The 23,627-nt window shown below is 64.8% G+C and carries 18 protein-coding genes; 13 read left to right on the top strand and 5 right to left on the bottom strand.

Going from position 1 to position 23,627, the window contains the following annotated elements; translation table 11 throughout:
• The first annotated feature begins 1 nt into the window (after position 1).
• The 4 genes from AC5RT4_RS13805 (at position 2) to AC5RT4_RS13820 (ending at position 6,327) form a co-directional block, all read left to right on the top strand.
• Positions 2-991 carry an ABC transporter permease gene (locus tag AC5RT4_RS13805; protein ID WP_494042359.1) on the top strand — a complete coding sequence of 330 codons (990 nt, stop codon included), beginning with the start codon at positions 2-4 and terminating at the stop codon, positions 989-991.
• Positions 988-3,225, top strand: coding sequence for an ABC transporter ATP-binding protein (locus AC5RT4_RS13810; RefSeq protein ID WP_494106101.1), 2,238 nt, complete (start codon positions 988-990; stop codon positions 3,223-3,225). Before AC5RT4_RS13805 ends, AC5RT4_RS13810 begins: the two co-directional genes overlap by 4 nt.
• 52 nt (positions 3,226-3,277) lie before the next feature.
• On the top strand, positions 3,278-5,005 hold the full coding sequence (locus tag AC5RT4_RS13815; RefSeq protein WP_494042357.1) for an ABC transporter family substrate-binding protein: 1,728 nt from the start codon (positions 3,278-3,280) through the stop codon (positions 5,003-5,005).
• Between the two features lie 251 nt (positions 5,006-5,256).
• Positions 5,257-6,327: a Gfo/Idh/MocA family protein gene (locus tag AC5RT4_RS13820; protein ID WP_494106102.1), complete on the top strand. Its 1,071-nt coding sequence runs from the start codon at positions 5,257-5,259 to the stop codon at positions 6,325-6,327.
• 49 nt (positions 6,328-6,376) lie between these two features.
• On the opposite strand, the gene ald is transcribed toward AC5RT4_RS13820, so the two are convergent.
• Entirely contained in the window at positions 6,377-7,495 is a 1,119-nt protein-coding gene (gene ald, locus AC5RT4_RS13825; RefSeq protein WP_494106149.1) for an alanine dehydrogenase, read from the bottom strand.
• A gap of 233 nt (positions 7,496-7,728) precedes the next feature.
• Here ald and AC5RT4_RS13830 point away from each other — a divergent pair, with 233 nt between their 5' ends.
• Positions 7,729-8,946, top strand: a complete 1,218-nt coding sequence (locus tag AC5RT4_RS13830) for a PucR family transcriptional regulator (protein ID WP_494106103.1) — start codon at positions 7,729-7,731, stop codon at positions 8,944-8,946.
• 6 nt (positions 8,947-8,952) lie between these two features.
• Here AC5RT4_RS13830 and AC5RT4_RS13835 read toward each other — a convergent pair whose 3' ends face one another.
• Complete coding sequence (locus AC5RT4_RS13835) at positions 8,953-9,363, bottom strand: helix-turn-helix domain-containing protein (protein WP_494042354.1); 411 nt, start codon at positions 9,361-9,363, stop codon at positions 8,953-8,955.
• A gap of 66 nt (positions 9,364-9,429) precedes the next feature.
• On the opposite strand from AC5RT4_RS13835, the gene AC5RT4_RS13840 reads away from it, so the two are divergent.
• Positions 9,430-10,212, top strand: a complete 783-nt coding sequence (locus tag AC5RT4_RS13840; RefSeq protein ID WP_494042353.1) for an alpha/beta fold hydrolase — start codon at positions 9,430-9,432, stop codon at positions 10,210-10,212.
• Positions 10,213-10,261: 49 nt separating this feature from the next.
• On the opposite strand, the gene ptsP is transcribed toward AC5RT4_RS13840, so the two are convergent.
• A complete protein-coding gene (gene ptsP, locus AC5RT4_RS13845; protein WP_494106104.1) occupies positions 10,262-11,947 on the bottom strand; it encodes a phosphoenolpyruvate--protein phosphotransferase in 1,686 nt (561 codons plus the stop codon).
• 162 nt (positions 11,948-12,109) lie between these two features.
• On the opposite strand from ptsP, the gene AC5RT4_RS13850 reads away from it, so the two are divergent.
• The 7 genes from AC5RT4_RS13850 to AC5RT4_RS13880 all read left to right on the top strand — a co-directional run bounded on the left by AC5RT4_RS13850 (position 12,110) and on the right by AC5RT4_RS13880 (position 20,193).
• Positions 12,110-12,835: a TetR/AcrR family transcriptional regulator gene (locus tag AC5RT4_RS13850; protein WP_494106105.1), complete on the top strand. Its 726-nt coding sequence runs from the start codon at positions 12,110-12,112 to the stop codon at positions 12,833-12,835.
• Positions 12,836-12,919: 84 nt separating this feature from the next.
• Positions 12,920-15,013, top strand: coding sequence for a PTS mannitol transporter subunit IICBA (locus AC5RT4_RS13855; RefSeq protein ID WP_494106106.1), 2,094 nt, complete (start codon positions 12,920-12,922; stop codon positions 15,011-15,013).
• Positions 15,013-16,176 (top strand): mannitol-1-phosphate 5-dehydrogenase, encoded by a 1,164-nt coding sequence (locus tag AC5RT4_RS13860; RefSeq protein ID WP_494042349.1) that lies wholly within the window; start codon positions 15,013-15,015, stop codon positions 16,174-16,176. Before AC5RT4_RS13855 ends, AC5RT4_RS13860 begins: the two co-directional genes overlap by 1 nt.
• A 237-nt stretch (positions 16,177-16,413) precedes the next feature.
• Positions 16,414-17,361: a siderophore ABC transporter substrate-binding protein gene (locus AC5RT4_RS13865; RefSeq protein WP_494106107.1), complete on the top strand. Its 948-nt coding sequence runs from the start codon at positions 16,414-16,416 to the stop codon at positions 17,359-17,361.
• 27 nt (positions 17,362-17,388) lie between these two features.
• Positions 17,389-18,396, top strand: coding sequence for an ABC transporter permease (locus AC5RT4_RS13870; RefSeq protein WP_494106108.1), 1,008 nt, complete (start codon positions 17,389-17,391; stop codon positions 18,394-18,396).
• Positions 18,389-19,435: an iron chelate uptake ABC transporter family permease subunit gene (locus AC5RT4_RS13875; RefSeq protein WP_494106109.1), complete on the top strand. Its 1,047-nt coding sequence runs from the start codon at positions 18,389-18,391 to the stop codon at positions 19,433-19,435. Before AC5RT4_RS13870 ends, AC5RT4_RS13875 begins: the two co-directional genes overlap by 8 nt.
• The gene (locus AC5RT4_RS13880) at positions 19,432-20,193 is read left to right on the top strand and encodes an iron ABC transporter ATP-binding protein (RefSeq protein ID WP_494106110.1); all 762 of its coding nucleotides are present in this window, start codon (positions 19,432-19,434) and stop codon (positions 20,191-20,193) included. Before AC5RT4_RS13875 ends, AC5RT4_RS13880 begins: the two co-directional genes overlap by 4 nt.
• A gap of 109 nt (positions 20,194-20,302) precedes the next feature.
• Here the strand turns inward: AC5RT4_RS13880 and AC5RT4_RS13885 are convergent, their stop codons facing one another.
• Positions 20,303-21,742, bottom strand: a complete 1,440-nt coding sequence (locus AC5RT4_RS13885; protein WP_494106111.1) for a sugar porter family MFS transporter — start codon at positions 21,740-21,742, stop codon at positions 20,303-20,305.
• Positions 21,743-21,961: 219 nt separating this feature from the next.
• On the bottom strand, positions 21,962-23,614 hold the full coding sequence (locus tag AC5RT4_RS13890) for an MDR family MFS transporter (protein ID WP_494106112.1): 1,653 nt from the start codon (positions 23,612-23,614) through the stop codon (positions 21,962-21,964).
• Positions 23,615-23,627 lie beyond the last annotated feature (13 nt).

Below are 23,627 nucleotides of genomic sequence, written 5' to 3' on the forward strand. Positions count from 1 at the left end.
CATGACCAACCTCAATGCCGTCGATCCGGCGGCCGTTGCGCAGGACGCGCACCTGGAAAACGCCGACGCCATCATCGGCAAGAACACCATTATTTTCCGCCGCTTCATGCGCAATAGGACAGCCGTCGCGGGCCTGGCCATCTTCCTGGCCCTCACCGTCTTCTCCTTCGTCGGTGGCTTCTTAACCCAGTGGGACAAGGAAACCATCGACCCGTTCAACATCGGCATGCCTCCCTCCGCCGAGCACTACCTGGGAACGTCCCAGGCGGGCATCGACCTTTACGCCATGACGGTGGAAGGCACCAGGATCTCCATCCTGATCGGCCTGATCGTGGGTCTGGTCTCCGTCCTCATTGCCGCGGTCTACGGCTGCACCATGGCTTACTTCGGCGGCAAGGTGGACAAGGTGATGCTCTTCATCCTTGAAGCGCTCATCATGATGCCGGCGCTGCTGGTGGTGGCGGTGGCCACCAGCGGCGGAGGTGAGGGCTTGAAGCGGGACCTGCCCTCATGGCTGTTGCTGATCATCGTGCTGCTGGTCTTCAGCTGGATGGGCACGGCCAGGCTGATCCGGTCGCTGTCTATGTCCCTCATGCAGCGGGACTACGTCAAGGCCGCCCAGTACATGGGCGTTCCGCCGCGCCGGATCGTCTGGCGGCACCTGGTGCCCAACATCGGGTCCCTGCTGGTCCTGGACATCACCCGCGGCGTTACCGGGGCCATCCTTGCGGAAGTCGCGTTCTCCTTCATCGGCATCGGCATCAAGGTTCCGGACGTCAGCCTGGGTGTCCTCATTGGCGGCGCCACCTCGCAGGTGCAGACCTTCCCCTGGATGTTCTGGGTGCCGTTGACCGTGATGTTCCTGCTCACGGGGTCGCTCGCCATGATGAATGACGGCCTGCGTGACGCCTTCGACCCCAGCTCCAGCTCCAGTGGAAGCGCCAAAAGACAGCGTGCCCTGAAAACCCGAGTCAAGGGGAAGTCCTCATGAGCAGCGAAATTGCCGCCGGGCCCGCCGGGCAGCCCCAGCCAACAGCGGAGCGGCTGCACGTCCAAGGCCTGCACGCCCCCACGGACGCAATCCTGTCCGTGCGGGACCTGAACGTCCGCTTCAACACCGAGAACGGCGTAGTCCACGCCGTCCGGGGAGTCGACTTCGACCTCCTGCCCGGGAAGACACTGGGCATTGTGGGTGAATCCGGCTCGGGCAAGTCCGTCACGTCACTGGCCATCATGGGCCTCCTTCCCGCCACGGCCGATATCTCCGGATCCGTCCGGCTCAAGGGCAAGGAATTGCTGGGCCTTAGCGACAAAGCCATGTGCGCGTACCGCGGCAACGAACTGGCCATGGTCTTCCAGGATCCTCTGTCATCCCTGACACCGGTCTATACCGTGGGTACCCAAATCGTGGAAGCACTCTCCATCCACAACCCCGCCATGAGCAAGCAGGCAAAAGAAGCCCGCGCCGTCGAGCTTTTGGCCATGGTCGGCATCCCCAGCCCCAAGGACAGGCTGAAGGCCTTCCCGCATGAATTCTCCGGCGGCATGCGCCAGCGCGTCATGATCGCCATCGCGATCGCCAACAACCCGCGGGTACTCATCGCTGACGAGCCGACGACGGCACTGGACGTCACCATCCAGGCCCAGGTGCTGGAGGTGCTGCATACCGCGCAGGAGGAGACCGGTGCCGCCGTCGTCATGATCACCCACGACCTGGGCGTGGTGGCCGGCATGGCAGACGACATCATGGTGATGTACGCCGGCAAGCCTGTGGAGACAGGGGCGGTGGATGACATCTACTACAACCCGCGGATGCCCTACACCATGGGCCTGCTCGGCGCTGTGCCGCGCGTTGACGTTGCGGAGAAGTCATCGCTGGTTCCCATCGAGGGCATGCCGCCCAACCTGATCCACACCCCCACCGGCTGTTCGTTTGCGCCCCGCTGCCCGCTGGCCTCCGAGGCCTGCCTGGACGGCGAACCTGCGCTGGCACCAGTACCGGGAAGCGCCCTTCACCGCGCCGCCTGCATCAAATCCGGGGCCCTGGGCGGTGACGTGGACGTCCGCGACGTCTTTTCCGCTCCGCCGGTGCCGGTGTCCCGCTTTGATGCCATTCCCCGCGGGGAGCGCACAGCTGTCCTGGAGCTCAAGGACGTGCGCAAACACTTCCCGTTGACCAGGGGCGCACTGCTCAAGCGCAGGATTGGCACCGTCAAGGCCGTGGACGGGGTCAGCTTCGACATCCGCGAGGGTGAGTGCTTTTCGATCGTGGGAGAGTCCGGCTCCGGAAAAACCACCACCCTGCTGGAAATCATGGAGTTCCACAAGGACCAGGACGGCGAGGTGGTGATCGGCGGCATCAGCAACAAGAAAGCAGCCGATGCCAGGGCCAAGACGGCAATGCGCCGCGAACTCCAGATGGTCTTCCAGGACCCCACCGGTGCACTGGATCCGCGGTTCACGGTGTATGAGGTGCTCGCTGAGCCGCTGCAGAACGCCGGCATGGACAAGCAGGCCATCAAGAAGCGCATTATGGAACTCATGCAGCTGGTGGGCCTGCAGCCGGACCACGTCAACCGCTTCCCCAACCAGTTTTCGGGCGGACAGCGCCAGCGCGTGGGCATTGCCCGCGCCCTTGCCGTAAACCCGAGACTCGTGGTTTTGGACGAACCCGTCTCCGCCCTTGACGTTTCCGTTCAGGCAGGGGTCATCAACCTCCTGGACAAGCTCCGTGCTGAGCTGGGCCTTAGCTACCTGATGGTGGCGCACGACCTCTCCGTGGTCCGGCATATCTCCAACCGTGTGGCGGTGATGTACCTGGGCAAGATCGTGGAGATCGGGGAAGTGGACCGCGTGTTCGATAACCCCCGCCACCCCTACACCCGTGCCCTGCTCTCGGCTATCCCGGTGCCGGACCCGCAGGTGGAGCGGACGCGGGAGCGCATCATCCTGCGGGGCGACCTGCCCTCACCGCTGGATGCTCCCAAGGGCTGCAACTTCGCCACCCGGTGCCCCGTGTTCGCGGCCCTGCCGCCGGCCAAGCAGGAAAAGTGCCTCACCCTGGAGCCTTCGCTGGAACCCGTGGTTCACTCAGCAGCGGCCCAGGCCCTGTCCGCGCATCCGCTGCCGGATCTTGATCAGCGCTTCGCCTGCTTCTTCCCGGACGGGGAACTGGACGAGGACATGCTGGTAGTCCATGACTCGGCGGACCACCATGCACCCTAAGTTTTTTCGACCCATCACCAGCATCACACTCGCATCAATGAAGGGGAACACCATGAGGAATCTGAACAAGATCGGCGGGGCGGCGGCTATCGCCGCTGCGCTGGCGCTGACTGCCTGCGGCGGCGGCGGCGGTGGCGGCGGGGCTACCGGGCCGGAAACGGCAAAGGGCCAGGAGGCAGGCAGCGACCTGTCCAAGCTCATCAGCATCAACGAAAAGCCCGCTGCAGATCTTGAACAGGGCGGCAAGGTCACCCTTCCGCTGGGCAACATCGGCCCGGACTTCAATGGCTTCTCCAACAACGGCAACAGCGCGGACACCTCCGCGCTGATGGCCCCCATCAATCCTGTTGGCGTCTCTGGCGGCGGCATCGGTGGCTGCTGGAAGGTGAACTTCGAAGGCAAGGCAACGCCCAACAAGGACTTCTGCGAGGAGGTTAAGAACGAAGTCAAGGATGGCAAACAGACCATCACCATCAAGGTCAACGAAAAGGCCACCTACAACGACGGCACCCCCATCGATGTCAAGGCTTTCCAGAACACCTGGAACATCCTGAAGAGCCCGGATGCCGGTTACGACATCGTCACGTCTGGCTCGTACGAATTTGTGGAATCTGTCGAGGCAGGAAGCAGCGACAAGGAAGTCATCGTCAAGACCAGCCAGCCGGTGTATCCGCTGGAGGACCTGTTCTTTGGCCTGATCCACCCCGCCGTGAACAGCCCCCAAATCTTCAATGAGGGCTTCAACGGTGAAATGCACTCGGAGTGGATGGCCGGCCCGTTCAAGGTGGACCAGTACGACACAGCAGCCAAGACGGTAAGCCTGGTGCCCAACGAAAAGTGGTGGGGCAACAAGCCGGTCCTGGAAACCGTCGTCTTCCGCCAGCTGGAAACCAGCGCGCAGATCGCCGCTTTCAAGAACGGCGAGATCGACGGCGTGTCCGCCAACACGGTGTCCCTGTACAAGCAGTTGGAAGGCACCAAGGACTCTGAGGTCCGCCGTGGCCAGCGCCTGTTTGCGGGCGGCCTGAACCTGAACGCCCAGCGCATCACCGACGTAGCTGTCCGCAAGGCAATTTTCGCCGCCGTCGATCGTGAGGCCCTCCGCAAGGTGCGGTTCAACGGCCTGAACTGGGAGGAGCCCAGCTCAGGGTCCATGATGCTGTTGCCCTTCTCCGAGTACTACCAGGACAACTACCCCGTCAAGGAAACCGGTCCGGACGCTGCCAAGAAGGTACTGACGGACGCCGGTTACACGGCGAACGCCAACGGCATTATGGAAAAGGACGGCAAGCCGGCTGCCTTCAAGATCAGCAACTTCGGTGACGACCCGACCACCCTGGCGGTTGCCCAGACCCTGCAGAAGCAGCTCCAGGCCGGCGGCATGGATGTCGGCATCGACCAGCGCGCGTCGGCCGACTTCGGCAAGGTCCTTGGCTCGCGTGAGTTCGACTTGAGCATCTCTGGCTACACCGTCGGCGCGGACGCCACGTCCGCAGTCAAGCAGTACTACGATTCAGCGGTCAACGAGAACGGCCTTGGTGACGCCGAGCTGGACAAGAAGATCGCCGACCTCGCCTCCATCGAGGACAACACCGAGCGGAACAAGGCTGCCATGGAAGTTGAAAAGGAGCACATGGAGAAGTACTACTCCATGGGCGTGGTATTCAATGGCCCGCAGATCTCGTTCGTCCGCACCGGCCTGGCCAACTACGGCCCGTCCCTTTTCCAGAGCCTGTCCCAGGTTCCGGACTGGACCACCCTCGGCTGGGAAAAGAAGTAACAACCCGCGGCTGGAAGACAAATCCACTATAGGCAGTACGGCAAGGCCGGCACCTCCTGAAACATCAGGGATGCCGGCCTTCGCCGTTTCTCATACGCTCTCCCACTTAACGCGGGTTTTCCTGCGGCGCTCTCCCACTTAACGCGGCTTTTCCTCCCACGCTCTCCCACTTAACGCAAGTTTCCCTGCGGCGCTCTCTCACCTTTGACGCGCCAGATCCCGCCGACAGTGCGCGGGGGTACCGTAGCCCTATGACTGACTCCGCCGCTCCACGCACCATTCGCACCGCCGTCGTCGGCTACGGCCTGTCCGGAAGCGTCTTCCATGCGCCCTTGATCGCGGCGGACCGCAACTACTCGCTGGATGTCATCGCCACGTCTAACCCGGACCGGCAGAAGGCAGCCACGGCCCGCTACCCCGGCGTGAGGACAGTGCACGACGGCGCCGCTGTCCTCGCGCGCGCGGCTGACCTTGACCTGGTGGTGCTTGGCACCCCGCCGGCTACGCATTACCCGCTGGCGAAGGCGGCACTTGAGGCCGGGCTGGACGTGGTGGTGGACAAACCCTTCACGGTGACCAGCGGCGAAGGGCAGGAGCTTATTGCCCTCGCCCAGGAACTGGGCCGGGCGCTGACGGTGTTTCAGAACCGGCGGTGGGACGGAGACTTCCTGACGCTCCAAAAACTTCTGGCAGTGCAGGCACTTGGAAAGGTGAGCCGCTTCGAATCGCGGTTCGAGCGCTGGTCCCCCGCCATAACCAAGACCTGGAAGGCCCACGCAACCGCTGCGGATGGCGGGGGAGTCCTGTTCGATCTCGGCAGCCACCTGATTGATCAGGCGCTCCTTCTGTTCGGCCCCGCCACTGTGGTCCATGCCGAGCTGAAAGCCCGGCGCGCGGATGAACGGGCCGACGACGACGTGTTCCTGGTGCTGCGGCACCACTCGGGGGTTCTGAGCCACCTCACCATGAACATGCTCTGTGCCCAGCAGGGACCCAGGTTCCGCGTCCTCGGCTCTGTAGGTGCCTTCACCAAGAACGGGGTGGACCCGCAGGAACCTTACATAGCCGCGGGCGGCAGTCCCCTCGACGCTGAGTACGGCGAGGAAGCGCCCGAGTGGGCGGGCCTCCTGGGCCGTGACGGCCATCTGGATGCCCTGCCCACCGAACGCGGCGCCTACCCGGAGTTCTACCGGCTGCTGGCGGACAAATTCCTGGGCGGAGGAGCAAAGTCGCCCCTGCCCCTGCCGGTCGACCCAGCAGAACCAGTAGAGGTCCTCAAGTTAATAGAACAAGCAAGGGAACTGTCTGCGGCCCGAAGCTAACCACCAGCACGCAGAGGATGTGTGCCATTCCGCACAGCGGAACTTGAACTTACGCCGAGACCAGTTCGTGCCAATCCGCTACGAGCGGCAGGTCGTGTGCCTCGGAGACGGAGTGGTGGGCGACGTGGCCGGCGGCTATGTTCAGGCCGGCTGCGAGGGCAGGGTCGCGGTCGAACGCGGCCTTGACGCCGAGGTTGGCCAGCGAAACGGCGTAGCGCAGGGTCACGTTGGTCAGTGCGTAGGTGGACGTGTTGGGCACAGCGCCAGGCATGTTGGCCACGCAGTAGAAGATCGTGTTGTGGACCTTGTAGGTGGGCTCCTGGTGCGTGGTGGGGCGGGTGTCCTCGAAGCAGCCGCCCTGGTCCACGGCGATGTCGACGAGAACCGAGCCGGGCTTCATGCGGGCAACGAGGTCGTTGGTTACCAGCTTGGGGGCCTTGGCGCCCGGGATCAGGACGGAGCCGATCACCAGGTCCGCGTCCACTACGGACTTTTCAATTTCGTACTTGTTGGACGCCACGGTCTTCAGCCGCCCCTGGTACTGGGCGTCCAGTTCGCGCAGGCGGTTGATGTTGATGTCCAGGATGGTGACGTCGGCGCCGAGGCCCAGCGCCATGGCGGCGGCGTTGGTTCCCGCAACTCCGGCACCCAGGACAACCACCTTGGCGGGCCGGACGCCCGGGACTCCGCCGAGCAGCACGCCTTTGCCACCGGCAGGGGCCATAAGGGAAGCGGCACCCACTTGCACTGAGAGCCGGCCGGCTACCTCGGACATCGGGGCCAGCAACGGAAGGGTGCGGCCTTCCTGAACGGTTTCGTAGGCGATGGCGGTGACGCCCGAGTTGATGAGTTCGCGGGTGAGCTCGGGCTCGGCGGCGAGGTGGAGGTAGGTGAAGAGGATCAGGCCCTTGCGGAAGCGGGAGTATTCGGCCTTGATCGGTTCTTTGACCTTCATAACCATGTCCGCGCGGGCCCAGACGTCATCGGCGTCGTTGACGATTTCGGCGCCGGCAATGGCGTACTCCTCGTCGGTGATGCCCGAGCCGAGTCCTGCCCCGCGCTCCACCAGCACCGTGTGGCCGTGGGTGCGGAACTCGTGAACACCGGCAGCAGTGATGGCCACCCGGAATTCGTTGTTCTTGATTTCTTTGGGGACACCGATGATCATCGTGGGCTCCAGGTTCTCGGCCGGTAGGCCGGAAAGTGCGGAAGGATTCTGTGCTTCCACGATAAGTCCGCTTTGTGAGCCAACCGACATAGTTCCCTCCGAGGGCTGGCAGAAAAACCCTGCCATTCTGCGGAATCTTGCTTGCTGCGCTCGACATTTGTCCAACTGCGAAGCGTCAAGTGTCGCCTCTTGTCCGTTCAGTCACCGCGCCCCAAAAGCAGTAATGTTGGCGCATGCAGCAGGGCGTGGAGCAACTGGTTGAACAAGTGGCGCAGAAGCTGGGCCGCGGCCTGTCCCTGGAGGACCTCGACGGCGTACTGCTGGCTTACAGCTCCAACCAGTCCCATGCCGACCGCGTGCGCGTGAACTTCCTGCTCAGCAAGAAGGTGCCGGCGGACGTCAGCGCCTGGCAGCTGTCCCACGGCATTGCCACGGCAGTGCGGCCGGTGGTGGTTCCCGCGAACCCGCACTTGGGCATGCTGGGCCGCGTTTGCGTTCCTCTGATGGTCCGGGGGTTCCGCGTGGGCTACCTCTGGGTGCAGCAGGACTCGGCGGAGGAAAATCCGACGGCGATCCTCACCCAGCTGCCTGCAGTCGCCCACGAGCTGGAAACCCTGTCAGGGCTGCTGCTTGACTCGAACACAGCCGAGTCCGAGTTCCGGCGGGGCCGTGAGCGTGAGTTCCTGGCTGCGTGTGCCGGGGAAGCGAACGCGGTGGCGGCAGTGGCAGGGTGGAAGGAGGTCCAGGGCCGCGGACCGTGGCAGATGGTCACAGTACTCGACGCCGACGGATGGGCGGGCGGACCAGACCCCATCGCCTCGACCCTGATTCACCGTTCAGCTGCGCTGCAGGCCACCATCGGCGTGGATGCAGCCCTCTTCAGCGCCGGAACGGAAACCCACTCGGTGGTGCTGTTCCGTGAGTCGTTGGGCCGGGCCAACCATGCGCAGGTCCTGGTGCACTACCAGCTGGAGCTGGCCAAGCGCTCCGGCCGGCCCGTGCACCGCGTCATCCTGGGGCTCAGCGAAGGGTTTGCGAGGCCGCGGGAACTTGCCGAGGCCTACCGGCAATCAAAAGTGGCTGCCCAGGCCGCTGCCGTGGATCCGCAGCTTGGGGAACTGGTGGACTGCAGGTCTACCGGCGTTTATCAGTTGCTGGCGTCTGCCGGGGGAGGGGCAAGTGCTTGGGCTGACTCCGGTTCCGTGTACTTCCGCCTGCTCGAGGACCACGACCGCAACGGCGAGCTGATTCCGGTCCTGGAACTGCTGTACGACAACGACGGCTCCGTCCAGGACGTGGCCGAAAAACTCCACCTGCACCGCAGCAGCATCTACAACCGGCTGGGCCGGATCCGGCAACTGCTGGGCGTGGATCCGCTGAAGGGACTGCCACGACTGGAACTGCACGCAGCCCTAAAGATGCGCCGCTGGGTTCTCCGGCCCCGGATCTAGCTGGAATCAGCCGTTGCCGGCTGCCTGTTCCGCAGCGGCCTTTTTCTGCCTGTCCTTCTTCTGCCCCTCCAGCCACGCCATGATGGCCGCCAGAGGAATCCGCCGGTGACTGCCGCGGTACTCCACGGGGATCTCTCCGCGGTCCGTCATGTTGCGGAGATAGGTGTGCGAGATTCCCGCCAGTTCTGCAGCCTTGGAGGTGGTCAACATTTCCTCTACGCTGCTCACGGTCACCGCTTCACCCCGGCTGAACCGCTGCAGGAGGTCGACGACGGCGTCCCTCGCCAGGGGCGGCAGGCGGTGGACAGTGCCGTCCACGAAAACGGTGATGTCGTCGCTGCCTGCCAAAGCCTGCTGGAGCTTCACAGCCTCCTCCGGCGGAAGGGCGCCGGCCATTCTCGGAGCAATCAGTGCCATGGACCCAGCCTACCGGTGCGCTCCGGCATCCCGGTGGGCCGGGCGCTCCGGCTGTATGCTCGCTGGATGGCATTATCTGGTGGCCGGGACGTTGAATCCGGCGGTTTGCAGGGAAGGCTTTACTCCTCCGTCCATGAGGCGGGGAATGGAGCGCGGCCAACCTTCGTGTTGCTGCACGGCATCGGCGTCTCACACCGCTACCTCGCCCGGCTGCATCAGGAGCTGGCAGAGGAAGCCGACGTCTACTCCTTTGATCTTCCCGGCTTCGGAAAGTCCTCGAACCCAGGTCGCCAGCTCCAGGTTGAGGAGTACGCGGCGTTCGTGAGCGCCGTCCTGGCGGAAGCTGGAGTTCACACGTACGTGCCGGTGGGGCATTCCATGGGCACGCAGTTCGCAGTGCAACTGGCGCGGCAGGAACCTGAGCGCGTGGCCGGCATTGTGCTGATGGGTCCGGTGGTGGAAACCAGCAGGAAGTCGGTTGCCCGGCAGGCAATGGCGCTGACCCGCGACGCGATGTTCAGGGAGTCCCTGACCTCCAACGCCATTGTATTTGGCGACTACCTTCGGGCCGGCCTTCGCTGGTACCTCACGGAGCTGGCGGTGATGATGGCGTACCCAATGGAGGAACGGGTGGCCGGGGTGACCCAACCGGTGTTGGTGCTCCGCGGCACCAAGGACCCCATAGCCCGCCGGCCCTGGTGCGCACACCTGGCAGAGGTTGCACCCCAGGGAACGATGGCCGAAATCCTGGGCCAGGGCCACGTCTTCCAGCACACGGCACCGGAAACCGCGGCCCAGGCCATCAGCGGTTGGGTCCGGGCGGTGGACGGGTTCGGCGTAACGGCTTGACGGAAAACCCCCGCGGCCGCCGCAGGAGCAGGCGCGCGGGGGGCAGGCGTCAGAGGCCCAGTTCCTCCAGGACCGGCAGCTTTTCGCGCACCCACGCCCGCGCCTCGGTGGCGCTGGGGGCGGACAGTGCAAGCTTGGCCAGCTGCTGCGCTTCCTCCAGGGTGACGGTCTTGAGCACCGCGGCGACGGCGGCAATGGACCGGGCCGTCATGGACAGGGTGCTCACGCCCAGGCCGGTGAGGACGACGGCGAGGGCCGGGTCCGCGGCTGCCTCGCCGCACACGCCTACAGGTTTGTTGTTGCCCTCGGCACGTGATCCCTCCACAGTCAGCCCCACCAGCCGCAGGACAGCCGGCTGCCACGGGGTGTTGAGGTTCGCGAGCGGTCCGAGCTGGCGGTCCGCGGCCATGGCGTACTGGGTGAGGTCGTTGGTGCCCAGGCTGGCGAAGCCGACTTCGCGAAGGATTGCTTCGGCCGTCAGGGCTGCCGAGGGAACCTCAACCATCACGCCCGGGGTCTTGATGCCGGCGGAGACGCACATCGAGGCAAAGCGGGCAGCTTCTTCCGCCGTCGAAATCATGGGGGCCATGACCCACACATCCGCGTCGGACTGCTGTTCGGCCAGTGCGATGGCTTCCAACTGCCGGTCCAGGACGCCGGGCGTGGTGAAGTCTGTGCGGTAACCCCGTACGCCCAAGGCTGGATTGGGCTCAGTGGAGTCGGTCAGGAAGGGGAGCGGTTTGTCGGCGCCGGCGTCGAGCGTGCGCAGGACCACCTTGTTGCCCGGGAAGGCGTCGAAAACACTCTTGTAGGCAGCGGCCTGCTCTTCCACGGAGGGTTCGGTGTCCCGCTCCAGGAAGCAGAACTCCGTGCGGAAGAGGCCTACACCCTGGGCGCCGAGTTTTGCCGCGGCCTGGGCATCCTTGCCGCCGCCCACGTTCGCGAGCAGCGGCACCAGGTGGCCGTCCGCCGTCGCGCCCGTTCCGCTGAACTCGGCCAGCAGGGAGGCCGTTGCCGCCCACGCCTCCGCTGATGCCCGCAGGGACTCATCGGGCTCGGAGGTGATGCTGCCGGCGGCGCCGTCCACGTACACTTCGGTGCCGTCCGGAAGTTCATCGACGCCGACGGCGGCAACGACGGCCGGAAGGCCCAGGGAGCGGGCGATGATGGCGGTGTGGGACTGGGGGCCGCCGCCCGAGGTGACGAGGGCCAGGACCTTGTTGGGGTCCAGGGTGGCGGTGTCGGCCGGTGCCAGGTCCTCCGCGACCAGGACAAAGGGGGTGCCGGACGCAGGGATGCCGGGGGCAGGAACACCGCGAAGTTCGGCGACGATGCGGGCGCGGACGTCCAGGACGTCGGTGGCACGCTCGGCCATGTAGCCGCCGAGGTTGAGCAGCATTTCCGAGACGGAGGAACCGGACTCCCAGATGGCACGCTCGCCGGAGACGCCCCGGGCGATGAGCTTGGCGGCACCTTTGATGAGCATCGTGTCCTTGGCCATCAACGCCGTGGCTTCAAGGACGGCCTTGCCGTCACCGGTGGCGTGGGCGGCCCGTGCCTTGAGTTCGTCGTGCACGGCCTGGGACGCCGCCTTCAGGGCTGCTGTGGCTTCCTCCGCAGTGGTATCCGGCGCCAGTTGCTCACCGGCCGGAGGTTCGCTGATGGGCTTAGGCATCTGCCGTACGGTGCCGATAACGCGGCCTGGACTGACGCCTACTCCTGGGAAGTTCTGCACTGAAGGTCCTCATTCTCTGCCGGTTTGCCAGGCCCCGCCGATACGTCCGGCGCCATGCCGTTCCGCCGGAGGACTGCTACGTCCGGAAGCGGTAAACGTGCCTGAAAAAATTGTATGTGATTCAGTTCATATAGCAATGCTATAGGTGCTAGGGTAGCGGTTATGAGTTTGGATGGCCAGCTTCCCCCCAAAATGCGGCTGCTCCGTGCCGCGGCGGAATTGCTGGCAAACTCTGCGGGAGCCCCGGTCTCCACTCGCCAGATCACCCAGCTGGCAGGGGTAAGCGCTCCCACGCTGTACCACCACTTCGGTGACAAGGAAGGTCTGTTCGACGCCGTCGTCGCCGCAGGGTTTGAAGAGTATGTTGCAGGCGAAAGGGATTTCGCCCCCTCCGGACATCCGCTCGAGGACATCCGGAGAATGTGGGACAACCATGTCCAGTTCGGGCTGAACCAGCCGGAGCTGTACCTGGTGATGTTCGGCAACATCCGACCGGAGAGCCGCCCCGTCATCGTTGCCGATGCCGAGGCGCTGATGGAGGAGATGCTGAACAAGGCAGCGGTGGCGGGCCAGCTGAACGTCCAGCCCCGGGAAGCGGCCAGGTCCATCCTGGCGGCCAACGTGGGCGTGACGCTGATGCTGATTGCGGAACCCGCCGCTGACCGGAACTTCGAACTGTCCACCATGACCCGGGACGCCATGATTTTTGCGGTGTCCGCCGAGCCCTCCGGCGCGGCTCCGGGCGATACCGGGAAATCCTCGGTGGTGGTGGCAGCGATTGCCCTGAATGCCGCACTTCAGGCCTCGCACTCGGACCAGCTCTCCAGCTCGGAACTCAAGCTCTTCCTGGAATGGCTGCACCGCATCTCCACCGGCCCTGCCGGCTGAGAAGCGCCACCCAGTTCCACCAGCACGTCGTCGTAATCATCGGACCATCCTGCGAAGCAGCGGGAATGACGGTTAGGAAATCACATGGCAACAGAGACAGTTGCAAAACCCCGCACCAGTGCGCGGGTACACGTCCAGAAGTTCGGGACGTTCCTGTCCGGAATGATCATGCCCAACATCGGCGCCTTCATCGCCTGGGGCATCATCACAGCCCTCTTCATTGAAAAGGGCTGGCTGCCTGTTCCGGAGCTCGGTGGGTGGGGAAACAACGCCGAGGGCGTGAAAAACCTCGGCCTCGTGGGCCCAATGATCACGTACCTGCTGCCACTCCTGATCGCCTACACCGGCGGCAGGATGGTCTACGACGTCCGCGGCGGCGTCGTGGGCGCTATTGGAGCCATGGGCGTGATTGTGGGTGCCGGCATCCCCATGTTCATCGGCGCCATGATCATGGGCCCGCTGGGCGGCTGGACCATGAAAAAGATCGATTCGATCTGGGACGGCAAGATCCGCCCTGGCTTCGAAATGCTGGTCAACAACTTCTCCGCCGGGATTTGGGGCGCGCTGCTGGCCCTGGTCGGCTTCTACGCGGTTGCGCCGGTGGTCCAGGCCTTCAGCACCGGAGCCGGAAATGTGGTCCAGTTCCTGGTGGACAACGGCCTGCTGCCGCTCACCAGCATCTTCATCGAGCCGGCCAAGGTCCTCTTCCTTAACAACGCCATCAACCACGGCGTTCTGACCCCGCTGGGCGTCCAGCAGTCGCTGGAGCAGGGCAAGTCCATCCTGTTCCTGCTGGAGGCAAACCCCGGCCCCGGCCTGGGCATCCTGCTGGCCTACATGTTCTTCGGCCGCGGCGCCGCCAAGGCCTCCGCTCCCGGTGCCGCCATCATCCATTTCCTCGGCGGCATCCACGAGATCTACTTCCCGTACGTCCTGATGCGTCCGCTGCTTATCCTCGCCGCCATCGCCGGCGGCATGACGGGCATTGCCACGCTGGCCATCACGGGCTCCGGCTTGGTTGCCCCCGCAGCACCCGGTTCCATCTTCGCGGTGCTCGCCCAAACCTCCCGCGACAGCTACCTGGGCGTCATCCTGGCGGTCCTGCTGGCCACGGCGGCGTCCTTCCTGGTGGCCTCGGTGATCATGAAGACCACCAAGCACAGCGACGAAGGCGACCTGAACGCCGCCACCTCCAGGATGGAGCAGATGAAGGGCAAGAAGAGCTCGGTTGCCTCCACCCTGGCGGGCGCCGGTGCAGGTGCTGCCACAGGCGGCGGGGTTGGCGTCCTGGCAGGTCCGGTCCAGAACATCGTGTTCGCGTGCGACGCCGGCATGGGCTCGAGTGCCATGGGCGCCTCGGTGCTGCGCAACAAGATAAAGGCTGCCGGCTTCCCGGACGTCAAGGTCACCAACGCCTCCATCGCCAATCTCAAGGATGACTATGACGTTGTGATCACCCACCAGGACCTGACGGAGCGCGCCAAACCGGCGACGTCCAGCGCAGTCCACTTTTCCGTGGACAACTTCATGAGCAGCCCGCGTTACGACGAAATCGTTGAGCTGGTCAGGGAGAGCAACACTGAGGGGTCCGTGGCAACGGAAGGTCCGGACGCCGGTGCGGGAACGCCCGGCGGGGCCTCCGCAACGGGACCGGCAAGCGGATCAGCAGCGGGTGCAGCAACCGGAGCGGCCGCCGCCGGGACCGCCGCCGGAGCATCCGCTACCAAAGTCCCAGCCCACGGAACGTCCGAAATCCTGGCCCGCGAGAGCGTCGTCCTCCGCGGGACGGCCACAACCCGTGACGCCGCCATTGACGAAGCCGGCCGGCTCCTGCTGGCCCGCGGTGCGGTGGATGAGGACTATGTGCGGGCCATGCACGAGCGCGAGCAGTCCGTGTCCACCTACATGGGCAGCTTCCTGGCCATCCCGCACGGCACCAACGCCGCGAAGGACCACATCCGGAAGTCTGCGGTGTCCGTGATCCGGTATCCCGAAGGCATTGACTGGAACGGCAAGCAGGTCAAGTTCGTGGTGGGCGTCGCCGGTATCAACAACGAGCACCTGCACATCCTGTCCTCCATCGCGAAGGTCTTTACCAACAAGGAACAGGTGGCCCGGCTGGAGGCCGCCACGTCCGAGGACGAGGTCCTGGAGCTCTTCGGAAAGGTCAACGCATAGTGAAGGCTGTACATTTCGGGGCCGGAAACATCGGGCGCGGCTTTGTGGGACTCCTCCTGCATGACGCAGGTTACGAGGTGGTGTTCGCCGACGTCGCCGAGGAACTCATCAACCAGCTCGCCAAGGCGGACAGCTACGCCGTCCACGAGGTGGGGGAGGAGCCCACCAAGCGGCTGGTGAGCAACTTCCGGGCATTGAATTCCAACACCCAGGAAGCGGAGCTCATCGCCGAAATCGCGACGGCGGACATCGTCACTACGGCAGTGGGGCCGCACGTCCTGAAGTTCGTGGCACCGGTCATCGCCAGGGGCATCGCCGCGAGGGATGCCGGGCTGGCCCCCCTGCAGGTCATGGCCTGCGAGAACGCCATTAACGCCACCGATATCTTGGCCGAGGAGGTGGCCTCCCGTCCGGAGGCCGCCGCCGGCGCCCTGGAAGGACGTGCGGTCTTCGCCAACACGGCCGTGGACCGCATCGTCCCCAACCAGGAGGCCGGGCAGGGCCTGGACGTCACCGTGGAGACGTTCTATGAATGGGTCATCGACCGGACTGCTTTTGCCGGTGCCGCCCCGGCAATTCCGGGCGCCACGTTCGTGGATGAGCTCGCGCCCTACATCGAGCGGAAGCTGTTTACGGTGAACACCGGCCACGCGTCGGCCGCCTACTTCGGTTTCGAGGCCGGCCTGGAGAAAATCTCAGACGCCATGGCGGACCAGGACGTGGCCGAGGACGTCCGGGCGGTCCTGGAAGAAACCAAGCAACTCCTGGTGGCAAAGCACGGCTTCAACAACAACGAACAGGAGGCCTATGTCCAGAAAATCCTGGGGCGGTTCTCCAATCCGCACCTGCCGGACACGGTAAACCGGGTAGGCCGGGCCCCGCTGCGGAAGCTGAGCCGGCACGAACGCTTCATCGGCCCTGCCGCCGAACTGGCTGAGCGGGGTGTGGTGCCGGAAGCATTACTTGGCGCCATTGCCGCTGCGCTCCGCTTCAACGATCCCGCAGATTCCGAAGCAACAGAGCTGGCCGGCATTCTTGCCTCGGCCAGCCCGGCAGAGGCAACCGGGCGGATCACCGGACTGGAACCCGGGCACCCGCTGTTCAATGCCGTCTCCACCCTGGTGGAGGAACGGCAGGCGGAGGTCGCCCGGACCCCCGCCTGACCCGTTCTCACTTCCTGCGGCTTTTTCGGAAACCCTAGCGCAGGTTCTGCCGCTTTCCGGCGGTCCTTCTGCAGTCACGACGCCGGCACTCACCCGAGTGCCGGCGTCGTTCGTGTGATCTCGCTCACTTATGACCCGCTGCGGCGGCCGGCGTTTTGAAGTTAGCCTTTCCTTACTTATAGGCTCTGGGATTATTAGGCAACGAAGTTGTGACGTATTAGCCGAGCGGAGAAGAACGTGAAGAAGAAGCTGTCGAGCTACCTGGGGGCACTGGCGGCGGGAGCGGCTCTTTTGACCGTCACCGCTTGCGGAGGAAGCGCGACGGCGACCCCCGCGAAGGAAGCGGCCACCATCACGGTGGAGCACGCCCAGGGCAGCACCGCCAACGTGCCCGTGAACCCGGAGAAGGTCTTCACCTTCGACCTTGGCATCCTGGACACCCTGGACGCGCTGGGCGTTGAGCCGGCAGGCGTACCTGAAGCCGCTTACCCCGAAGCATTGTCAAAGTACTCGGATGCGAAGTACACCAAGATCGGGTCCCTGAAGGAGCCCGACTTCGAGGCCGTCAGCGCCGGGGACCCGGACCTCATCATCATCTCCGGCCGGACCGCCGGGGCCTATGAGGAACTGAGCAAGATCGCTCCCACCATCGACCTGTCCGTTGATGCGGCCCAGCCGCTGGAGAGCTTCAAGGTTCAGGCGCAAAAACTCGGGACCATCTTCGACAAATCCTCGGAAGTGGAAGAAAAGCTGGCCGCAGTGGACGCCACCATTACCGAGACCAAAGCGAAGGCCTCCAATGCCGGCAAGGGCCTGATCGTCCTGACCTCCGGCGGTGAGGTGACGGCCTATGGCGCAGGTTCGCGGTTCGGCATCATCCACGACGTCCTGGGCGTGCCCACCGCCGCTGACGTGAAGGTTGAGGGCAGCCACGGCGAGGCCATCTCCTTCGAGTACATCAAGCAGGCAAACCCGGACATCCTTTACGTGATCAACCGCGACACCGCGGTAGGCACCGAAGGCGCCACAGCCAACCCCATCCTGGACAACGAACTGGTCCAGTCAACCAATGCCGCCAAGAACAACAAGGTCATCAGCCTTGACCCCGCCGGCTGGTACATCGTGGGCTACGGGCTGAACAACGTCAAGGCCATGGTGGATGCCGTCGCCGACTCTGTTGCTTAGCGCCCGCTTCCGAAGCTTGAACCGCCAATGACCGCCACCGCCGTGCGCCCCCTGGCGCCGGCACGCCACAGCCAGGCCCGCCACAGTGCAGGCCTGGCTGCGGCTGTTGTTGCCGTCCTTGCGCTCGCCGTTGCCAGCATGTTCGTGGGCGTCAGCGACGTTTCGCTTCCCGCCTTGCTGGCCGGGGACGCAGCCACGGTCGAAATCTTCTGGATATCCCGGGTTCCACGCACTCTCGCAGTGCTGCTCGCCGGGATGGCGGTGGCTGTCGCCGGGCTAATCATGCAGCTCATGGCCCGGAACCGTTTTGTGGAGCCCTCCACGGTGGGAACGGTTGAGTCTGCCACCCTGGGGATCCTGGTGGTCACCGTCTTCGCCCCCCAGGCCCCGGTGCTGGTGAAGATGCTGGTAGCCAGTGCCTTCGCGTTGCTGGGGACCGCGCTCTTCCTGGCCATCCTGCGGCGGCTGCCCGCCCGCAACACCCTGCTCATCCCGCTGGTGGGCATCATGCTGGGCGGTGTCATCGCCGCCGTCACCACATTTTTCGCCTACCGCTACGATCTGCTGCAGACCCTGAGCAACTGGATGATCGGCGACTTCTCCGGCGTCCTTCGGGGCCGGTACGAGCTGCTGTGGATCGTCGCCGTCCTGATGCTGCTGGGCCTGCTCGCCGCTGACCGCTTCACCGTGGCCGGCATGGGCCAGGACTTCACCACCAACCTCGGCCTGAACTACGGCCGGACCATGCGGCTGGGGCTGATCATCGTTTCGCTGATCTCCGCGGTTGTGGTGACCACCGTAGGCGCCGTTCCTTTCCTGGGCCTGGTAGTGCCCAATATGGTGTCCCTCATCTTCGGCGACAACCTTCGCCGCGCCGTGCCGTGGACTGCCCTGTTCGGGGCCGCGTTCGTGCTGGTCTGCGACATCATCGGCCGGACCATCCGTTACCCCTACGAGGTTCCCGTGGGAATGGTGATGTCCGTGCTGGGCGGTGTTCTCTTCCTCGCCCTGATTTTGAGGAAACGCAATGCCTGAGAGCACAACACTGCTGCCGCCGGACAAGGGGACGGGCGTCACGAGTCCGACGGCGGGAGGGCCGCGCGGGCTCCTGGCCGGCGTCCGCAGGGCCTCACCGCGTGTGGTCCTGGGCGTCCTGCTCGTGGCCGCTGCCGCCGTCGTCTGCCTGTTCCTGTTCTTCGAACTCAAGGGCAACGTGGGCTACATCCTGCCCCGCCGCGCCACCAAGGTTGCCGCCATGCTGCTGGTGGCCGTCGCAGTGGGCGTGTCCACGCTGCTGTTCCAGACCGTCACCGCCAACCGTATCCTGACGCCGTCCATCATGGGCTTCGATGCGCTGTACATCCTGGTGCAGACGGCGTTGGCCTTCACCCTGGGGGCCGCGGCGGTGGTGGCCGCCCCGCCCACGCTGCAGTTCGGCGCCGAAGTGCTGCTGATGGTGGCGTTCAGTGCGCTGCTGTACCGCTGGATGTTCACCGGCGCCACCCGCTCCCTCCACCTGCTCCTGCTGGTTGGCGTCATTCTCGGCAGCCTGTTCCGCGGCCTGTCCTCGCTATTGCAGCGGCTGATGGAGCCCAGCGAGTTCATCATCCTCCAGGACCTGTTCTTCGCAAGTTTCAACAACGTCGATCCCGCGCTGCTGGGCGTCTCGGCGGTCATCGTTGCCGCTGTTTGCACCTTTGTTTGGCGTGCCCGCCACACCCTGGACGTCCTGGCGCTGGGCCGGGACGTTGCCATCAACGTGGGGGTGAACCACCGGAAGGTGGTGATGCGGGTCCTGCTGGGCTGCTCGCTGCTGGTGGCAGTGTCTACCGCGCTGGTGGGGCCCGTGACGTTCTTCGGGCTGCTGGTGGTGAGCCTGGGCTACCAGCTGTGCCGCGGTTTCAGCCATGCCTGGCTGCTGCCCATTGTGGTGCTGATCGGGGCCGTCGCCCTGGTAGGCGGGCAACTGCTCCTGGAGCAGGTCTTTGGCTTCAGCACCGCCCTGAGCGTGGTTATCGAGTTCGCCGGCGGCATCCTGTTCCTCTACCTCCTCCTGAAAGGGGCCCTTCGATGACCATCGCGGTCAGCAACGTCTCCAAGAGCTACGGCGGCCAGGCTGTCCTGGATGACGTCAGCTGCGTGATCCCGCAGGGCGGCATAACCTCCATCATCGGTCCCAACGGGGCTGGGAAATCCACCCTGCTCTCGCTGATCAGCAGGCTGCAGCCGCTCGAGACAGGTGCTGTTTCGGTGGCCGGGCTGGACATCGCCTCCACGGACAGCCGGGAACTGGCCAGGACCATGGCTATTCTGCGCCAGGAAAACCATCTGACCATGCGGCTCACGGTCCGGGACCTCGTGGCTTTTGGCCGGTTCCCCCACTCAGGGGGACGGCCCACGGTGGAGGACCTTGCCAAGGTGGAGGAGGCCATTGCGCACCTGGACCTGACCCCCATGGCGGACAAGTTCGTGGACGAACTTTCCGGCGGCCAGCGCCAGCGGGCCTTTATCGCCATGGTGCTGGCCCAGGACACCCAGTACCTGCTCCTGGATGAGCCGCTGAACAACCTGGACATGAAGCACTCCGTGGAGATGATGCGGCTCCTGCGCCGGCTGGCTGACGAGTTCGGGAAGACCATCGTCCTGGTGGTCCATGACATCAACTTCGCGTCCTGCTACTCGGACACCATCCTGGCCATGAAGGACGGCCGCCTGGTCCATCAAGGCAGCCCCCGGCAGATCATGCAGCAGGACATGCTCCGCGACGTGTACGACATCGATATCCGCATCGAGGACATTGACGGCAACCGGATCGGCGTCTACTTCGCCTGACCGGAAGCGCACAAACCCTCCTTCACAGGCTGTGAAGGAGGGTTTGCTGTTTAGCGACGGTAAGTGAGAGAGCGTCCGAGGAAAACGCCCGTTAAGTGATAGAGCGTTGCTAGCCCTTCCTGGAGCCCTTCGCCACAAACAGCGTCTCAGCCTGCTCCAGGGACATGCCGTTGGTCTCCGGCACCTTGAACATCACAAAGAAGAACGACGCCGCGGCGAACAGCGCATAAATGGCGTACGTCAGCGGCAACGAACCAGCGGCCATGACCGGGAAGCTGAGCGTGATCGCAAAGTTGGCCACCCACTGTGCGGCGGCAGCCAGGCCAAGGGCGCGGGCGCGGATCCGGGACGGGAAGATTTCGCCAAGGAGGACCCACACCAGCGGACCCCAGGATGCCCCGAAGCTGACCACAAAAACGTTCGCTGCCACCAGGGCCACGGGGCCCCAGGCGCCGGGGAGGGAAATGTCAGACCCGGAACCAACCGCCGAGGAAAACGCCAGGGCCATAGCGCCGAGGGACACGGCCATACCCACTGAGCCTGTCAGCAGGATGGGGCGCCGGCCGATGCGGTCCACCAGCGCAATGGCCACAAGGGTAACCAGGATATTGGTGATGGAGGTGGCCACCGAGATGGTGAGCGAGTCCTTTTCCTGGAATCCCACCGCCTTCCACAAGGTGGTGGAGTAGTAAAAGATCACGTTGATGCCCACGAACTGCTGCAGGACGGACAGGATGATGCCCACCCACACAACCGCCTGCAGGCCGAAGGTCCTGCCGCGCAGCGAACCCTTCTGGCCGGCCAGCTTGTCCTCTTCAATGGCTTCGCGGATCTCGCGGATGTGCCGGTCGGTGTCCTCCGACGGAGCGATGGAATCAAAGACTTTGCGCGCTTCATCTTCCTTGCCCAGGAACACCAGGAACCGGGGCGATTCGGGTAGGGTGTAGGCCACCCAGCCGTAGACCACTGCGGGCAGCGCGGCGGCCAGGAACATCCAGCGCCACGCCTCGATGCCCAGCCAGAAGGCCTGGTCGGCGCCGCCGGCGCTGGTGGCGAAGAGCGCGTCGGACAGCAGGGCGGCGAAGATGCCCGTAGTGATGGCAAGCTGCTGCAGGGAGGCGAGCCGGCCGCGGACCTTGCGGGGGGAGATCTCGGAGATGTACGCGGGGGCAATCACCGAGGCCAGTCCAATCCCCAGCCCGCCCACCAGGCGCCAAAAGATCAGGTCCCAAACACTGAAGGCAAAGCCGGTGCCGATCGCGCTGACCAGGAAGAGCAGCGCGCCCAGCTTCATGGCGGGAATTCTGCCGTAGCGGTCGGCCACTTTCCCCGCCAGGTACGCGCCGGCTGCACAGCCCAGCAGGGCGATGGCCACGGCAAAGCCCGTCACAGCTTCGGACAGCGCGAACTCGTCCTTGATGGCATCAACAGCGCCGTTAACCACCGACGAGTCGAAGCCGAACAGGAATCCGCCCACCGCACCTGCAAGCGCCAGCCAGATCACCCGCCGCGGTATCTGGGCGGTTGTCTGCTCCTGGGCAGTGGGCATGGTTCTCCCTTGGTTCTGGGGTTTGGTGGCTGCGGTGCGGACGTCGTCGGCTGCGGAACCGGCCCCTGGCCGACGCACACGCGATTCACAGTGTTCCACGCGGCCGCGGACTGTTCCAATTGAGGTGGTGACGGACCCCCGGCTGCCCTGGGGACAGAAAGGGACGACGACGGCGGGAAGGGCCCGCCGTCGTCGTCCCAGGTGAGGGAGACGGAAAGGTCAGTGCACCACGGCCTGCTCCTGCGGAGCCGCCTTGGGGTCCGTCAGTTTCTTGTTGGGGAGGGCGAAGCTGATCAGGAACGCGATTCCGGTGAGCACGGCTGCGGTGAGCATGACGGCATCAATTGCGTAGGCAAAACCCTCCGTAATGGGCCGGGTCAGCGTGCTGTCTGCCGTGTGGAGCCAGCTGGTGTCGTTGAGGGAATCATTGGAGGCCCCGTTGCGGAAGAACTCGTACAGCTTGGCGTTGGCGGGGTCCGCGGCCACTGCGGGGTCCTGAAGGACGGCCTGGTAGTCGGCATTTCCCATGGCGGTTTTCATGGTGTCCGCGATCCGTCCGGCGGCCAGGCTGAACAGCATGGAGATGAACACCGCCGTGCCCACCGCGCCTCCCATGGAGCGGAAGAAGGCGGCGGAAGAGGTGCCAACGCCCATGTCCCGGCGCGGCACGGACACCTGCATGGCCAGGGTGAGCGGCTGCATGCAGAAGCCCAGGCCCATGCCGAAGAACACCGCGATCAGTCCGGGAACCCACAAGCCGGTGTCCACGCCCAGGGACAGGCCCATCACCACGGCAGCGGCAGTGAGGATCGCGGTGCCCATAATCGGAAAGATCCGGTAGGTGCCGGAGGAGGAGATGGTGCGGCCGGCCGTGATGGAGCCGCTCAGGATGCCGACGGTGAAGGTGATCATCATCAGGCCGGCTTCCGTGGGAGTAAGGCCCTTAACCAGCTGCAGGTACATCGGGAGCATGGCGATGGCACCGAACATGCCGATGCCGATGATGAAGTTCAGCAGCGAGGACAGCCCGAAGGTGGCGTTCCGGAAGAGCCGGAGCGGGATCAGCGCGTAGTCCCCGGCGCGCTTTTCGGCGAGCAGGAACCAGACGATTCCTACTGCTCCCAGCCCGTAGCAAAGGAAGGAGTTCAGGGATGCCCAGCCCCAGCTGCGGCCTTGTTCCGCCACCAGCAGCAGCGGCACGATGGCCAGGGTGATGGCTGCCGCGCCCCAATAGTCGATCTTCTGCTTTACGTGCTTGGCCGGCAGGTGCAGGAACAGGAACACCACAGCCAGCGCGGCCAGGCCAATGGGCAGGTTGATGAGGAACACCCAGCGCCAGCCGTCGAAGCCGAGGATGGTGGCGGATCCTGCGAACGCGCCGCCCACTACCGGTCCCAGCACCGACGAGACGCCGAACACGGACATGAAGTAGCCCTGGTACTTGGCCCGGTCCTTGAGGGACACGATGTCGCCGATGATGGTCAGCGCCAGCGCCAGCAAACCGCCCGCGCCCAGGCCCTGGACACCCCGGGCCAGGGCAAGTTCGGTCATGGAGTGGACCGAGCCGGCATACAGGCTGCCCGCCAGGAAGATCACGATGGCGGCCAGGTACAGCGGCCGGCGGCCGAAGATGTCACTCAGCTTGCCGTACAGCGGTGTGCTGACCGTGGACGTGATGAGGTAGGCCGTGGTGGCCCAGGCCTGAAGCGACAGCCCGCCAAGGTCATTGGCGATGGTGTAAATGGACGTGGAGACGATGGTCTGGTCCAGCGATGCCAGGAACATGCCCAGCATCAGGCCCACCATTACGGTGACAATCTGGCGCTGCGTCAGGGTTTCTCCTGCGGCGCGGTTGGCAGTGGGTGTGGACATGGATGCTCCAGGG

It is taken from the genome of Arthrobacter sp. sptzw42, from assembly GCF_059089685.1.

Bases quoted from the DNA above. Each gene is read 5' to 3' on its own strand.
- AC5RT4_RS13890 (WP_494106112.1), bottom strand. From the start codon at position 23,614: ATGTCCACACCCACTGCCAACCGCGCCGCAGGAGAAACCCTGACGCAG.
- AC5RT4_RS13815 (WP_494042357.1), top strand. From the start codon at position 3,278: ATGAGGAATCTGAACAAGATCGGCGGGGCGGCGGCTATCGCCGCTGCG.
- AC5RT4_RS13805 (WP_494042359.1), top strand. From the start codon at position 2: ATGACCAACCTCAATGCCGTCGATCCGGCGGCCGTTGCGCAGGACGCG.
- AC5RT4_RS13820 (WP_494106102.1), top strand. From the start codon at position 5,257: ATGACTGACTCCGCCGCTCCACGCACCATTCGCACCGCCGTCGTCGGC.
- AC5RT4_RS13885 (WP_494106111.1), bottom strand. From the start codon at position 21,742: ATGCCCACTGCCCAGGAGCAGACAACCGCCCAGATACCGCGGCGGGTG.
- AC5RT4_RS13870 (WP_494106108.1), top strand. From the start codon at position 17,389: ATGACCGCCACCGCCGTGCGCCCCCTGGCGCCGGCACGCCACAGCCAG.
- AC5RT4_RS13880 (WP_494106110.1), top strand. From the start codon at position 19,432: ATGACCATCGCGGTCAGCAACGTCTCCAAGAGCTACGGCGGCCAGGCT.
- AC5RT4_RS13850 (WP_494106105.1), top strand. From the start codon at position 12,110: ATGAGTTTGGATGGCCAGCTTCCCCCCAAAATGCGGCTGCTCCGTGCC.
- AC5RT4_RS13830 (WP_494106103.1), top strand. From the start codon at position 7,729: ATGCAGCAGGGCGTGGAGCAACTGGTTGAACAAGTGGCGCAGAAGCTG.
- AC5RT4_RS13840 (WP_494042353.1), top strand. From the start codon at position 9,430: ATGGCATTATCTGGTGGCCGGGACGTTGAATCCGGCGGTTTGCAGGGA.
- AC5RT4_RS13875 (WP_494106109.1), top strand. From the start codon at position 18,389: ATGCCTGAGAGCACAACACTGCTGCCGCCGGACAAGGGGACGGGCGTC.
- AC5RT4_RS13810 (WP_494106101.1), top strand. From the start codon at position 988: ATGAGCAGCGAAATTGCCGCCGGGCCCGCCGGGCAGCCCCAGCCAACA.
- ald (WP_494106149.1), bottom strand. From the start codon at position 7,495: ATGATCATCGGTGTCCCCAAAGAAATCAAGAACAACGAATTCCGGGTG.
- AC5RT4_RS13855 (WP_494106106.1), top strand. From the start codon at position 12,920: ATGGCAACAGAGACAGTTGCAAAACCCCGCACCAGTGCGCGGGTACAC.
- AC5RT4_RS13835 (WP_494042354.1), bottom strand. From the start codon at position 9,363: ATGGCACTGATTGCTCCGAGAATGGCCGGCGCCCTTCCGCCGGAGGAG.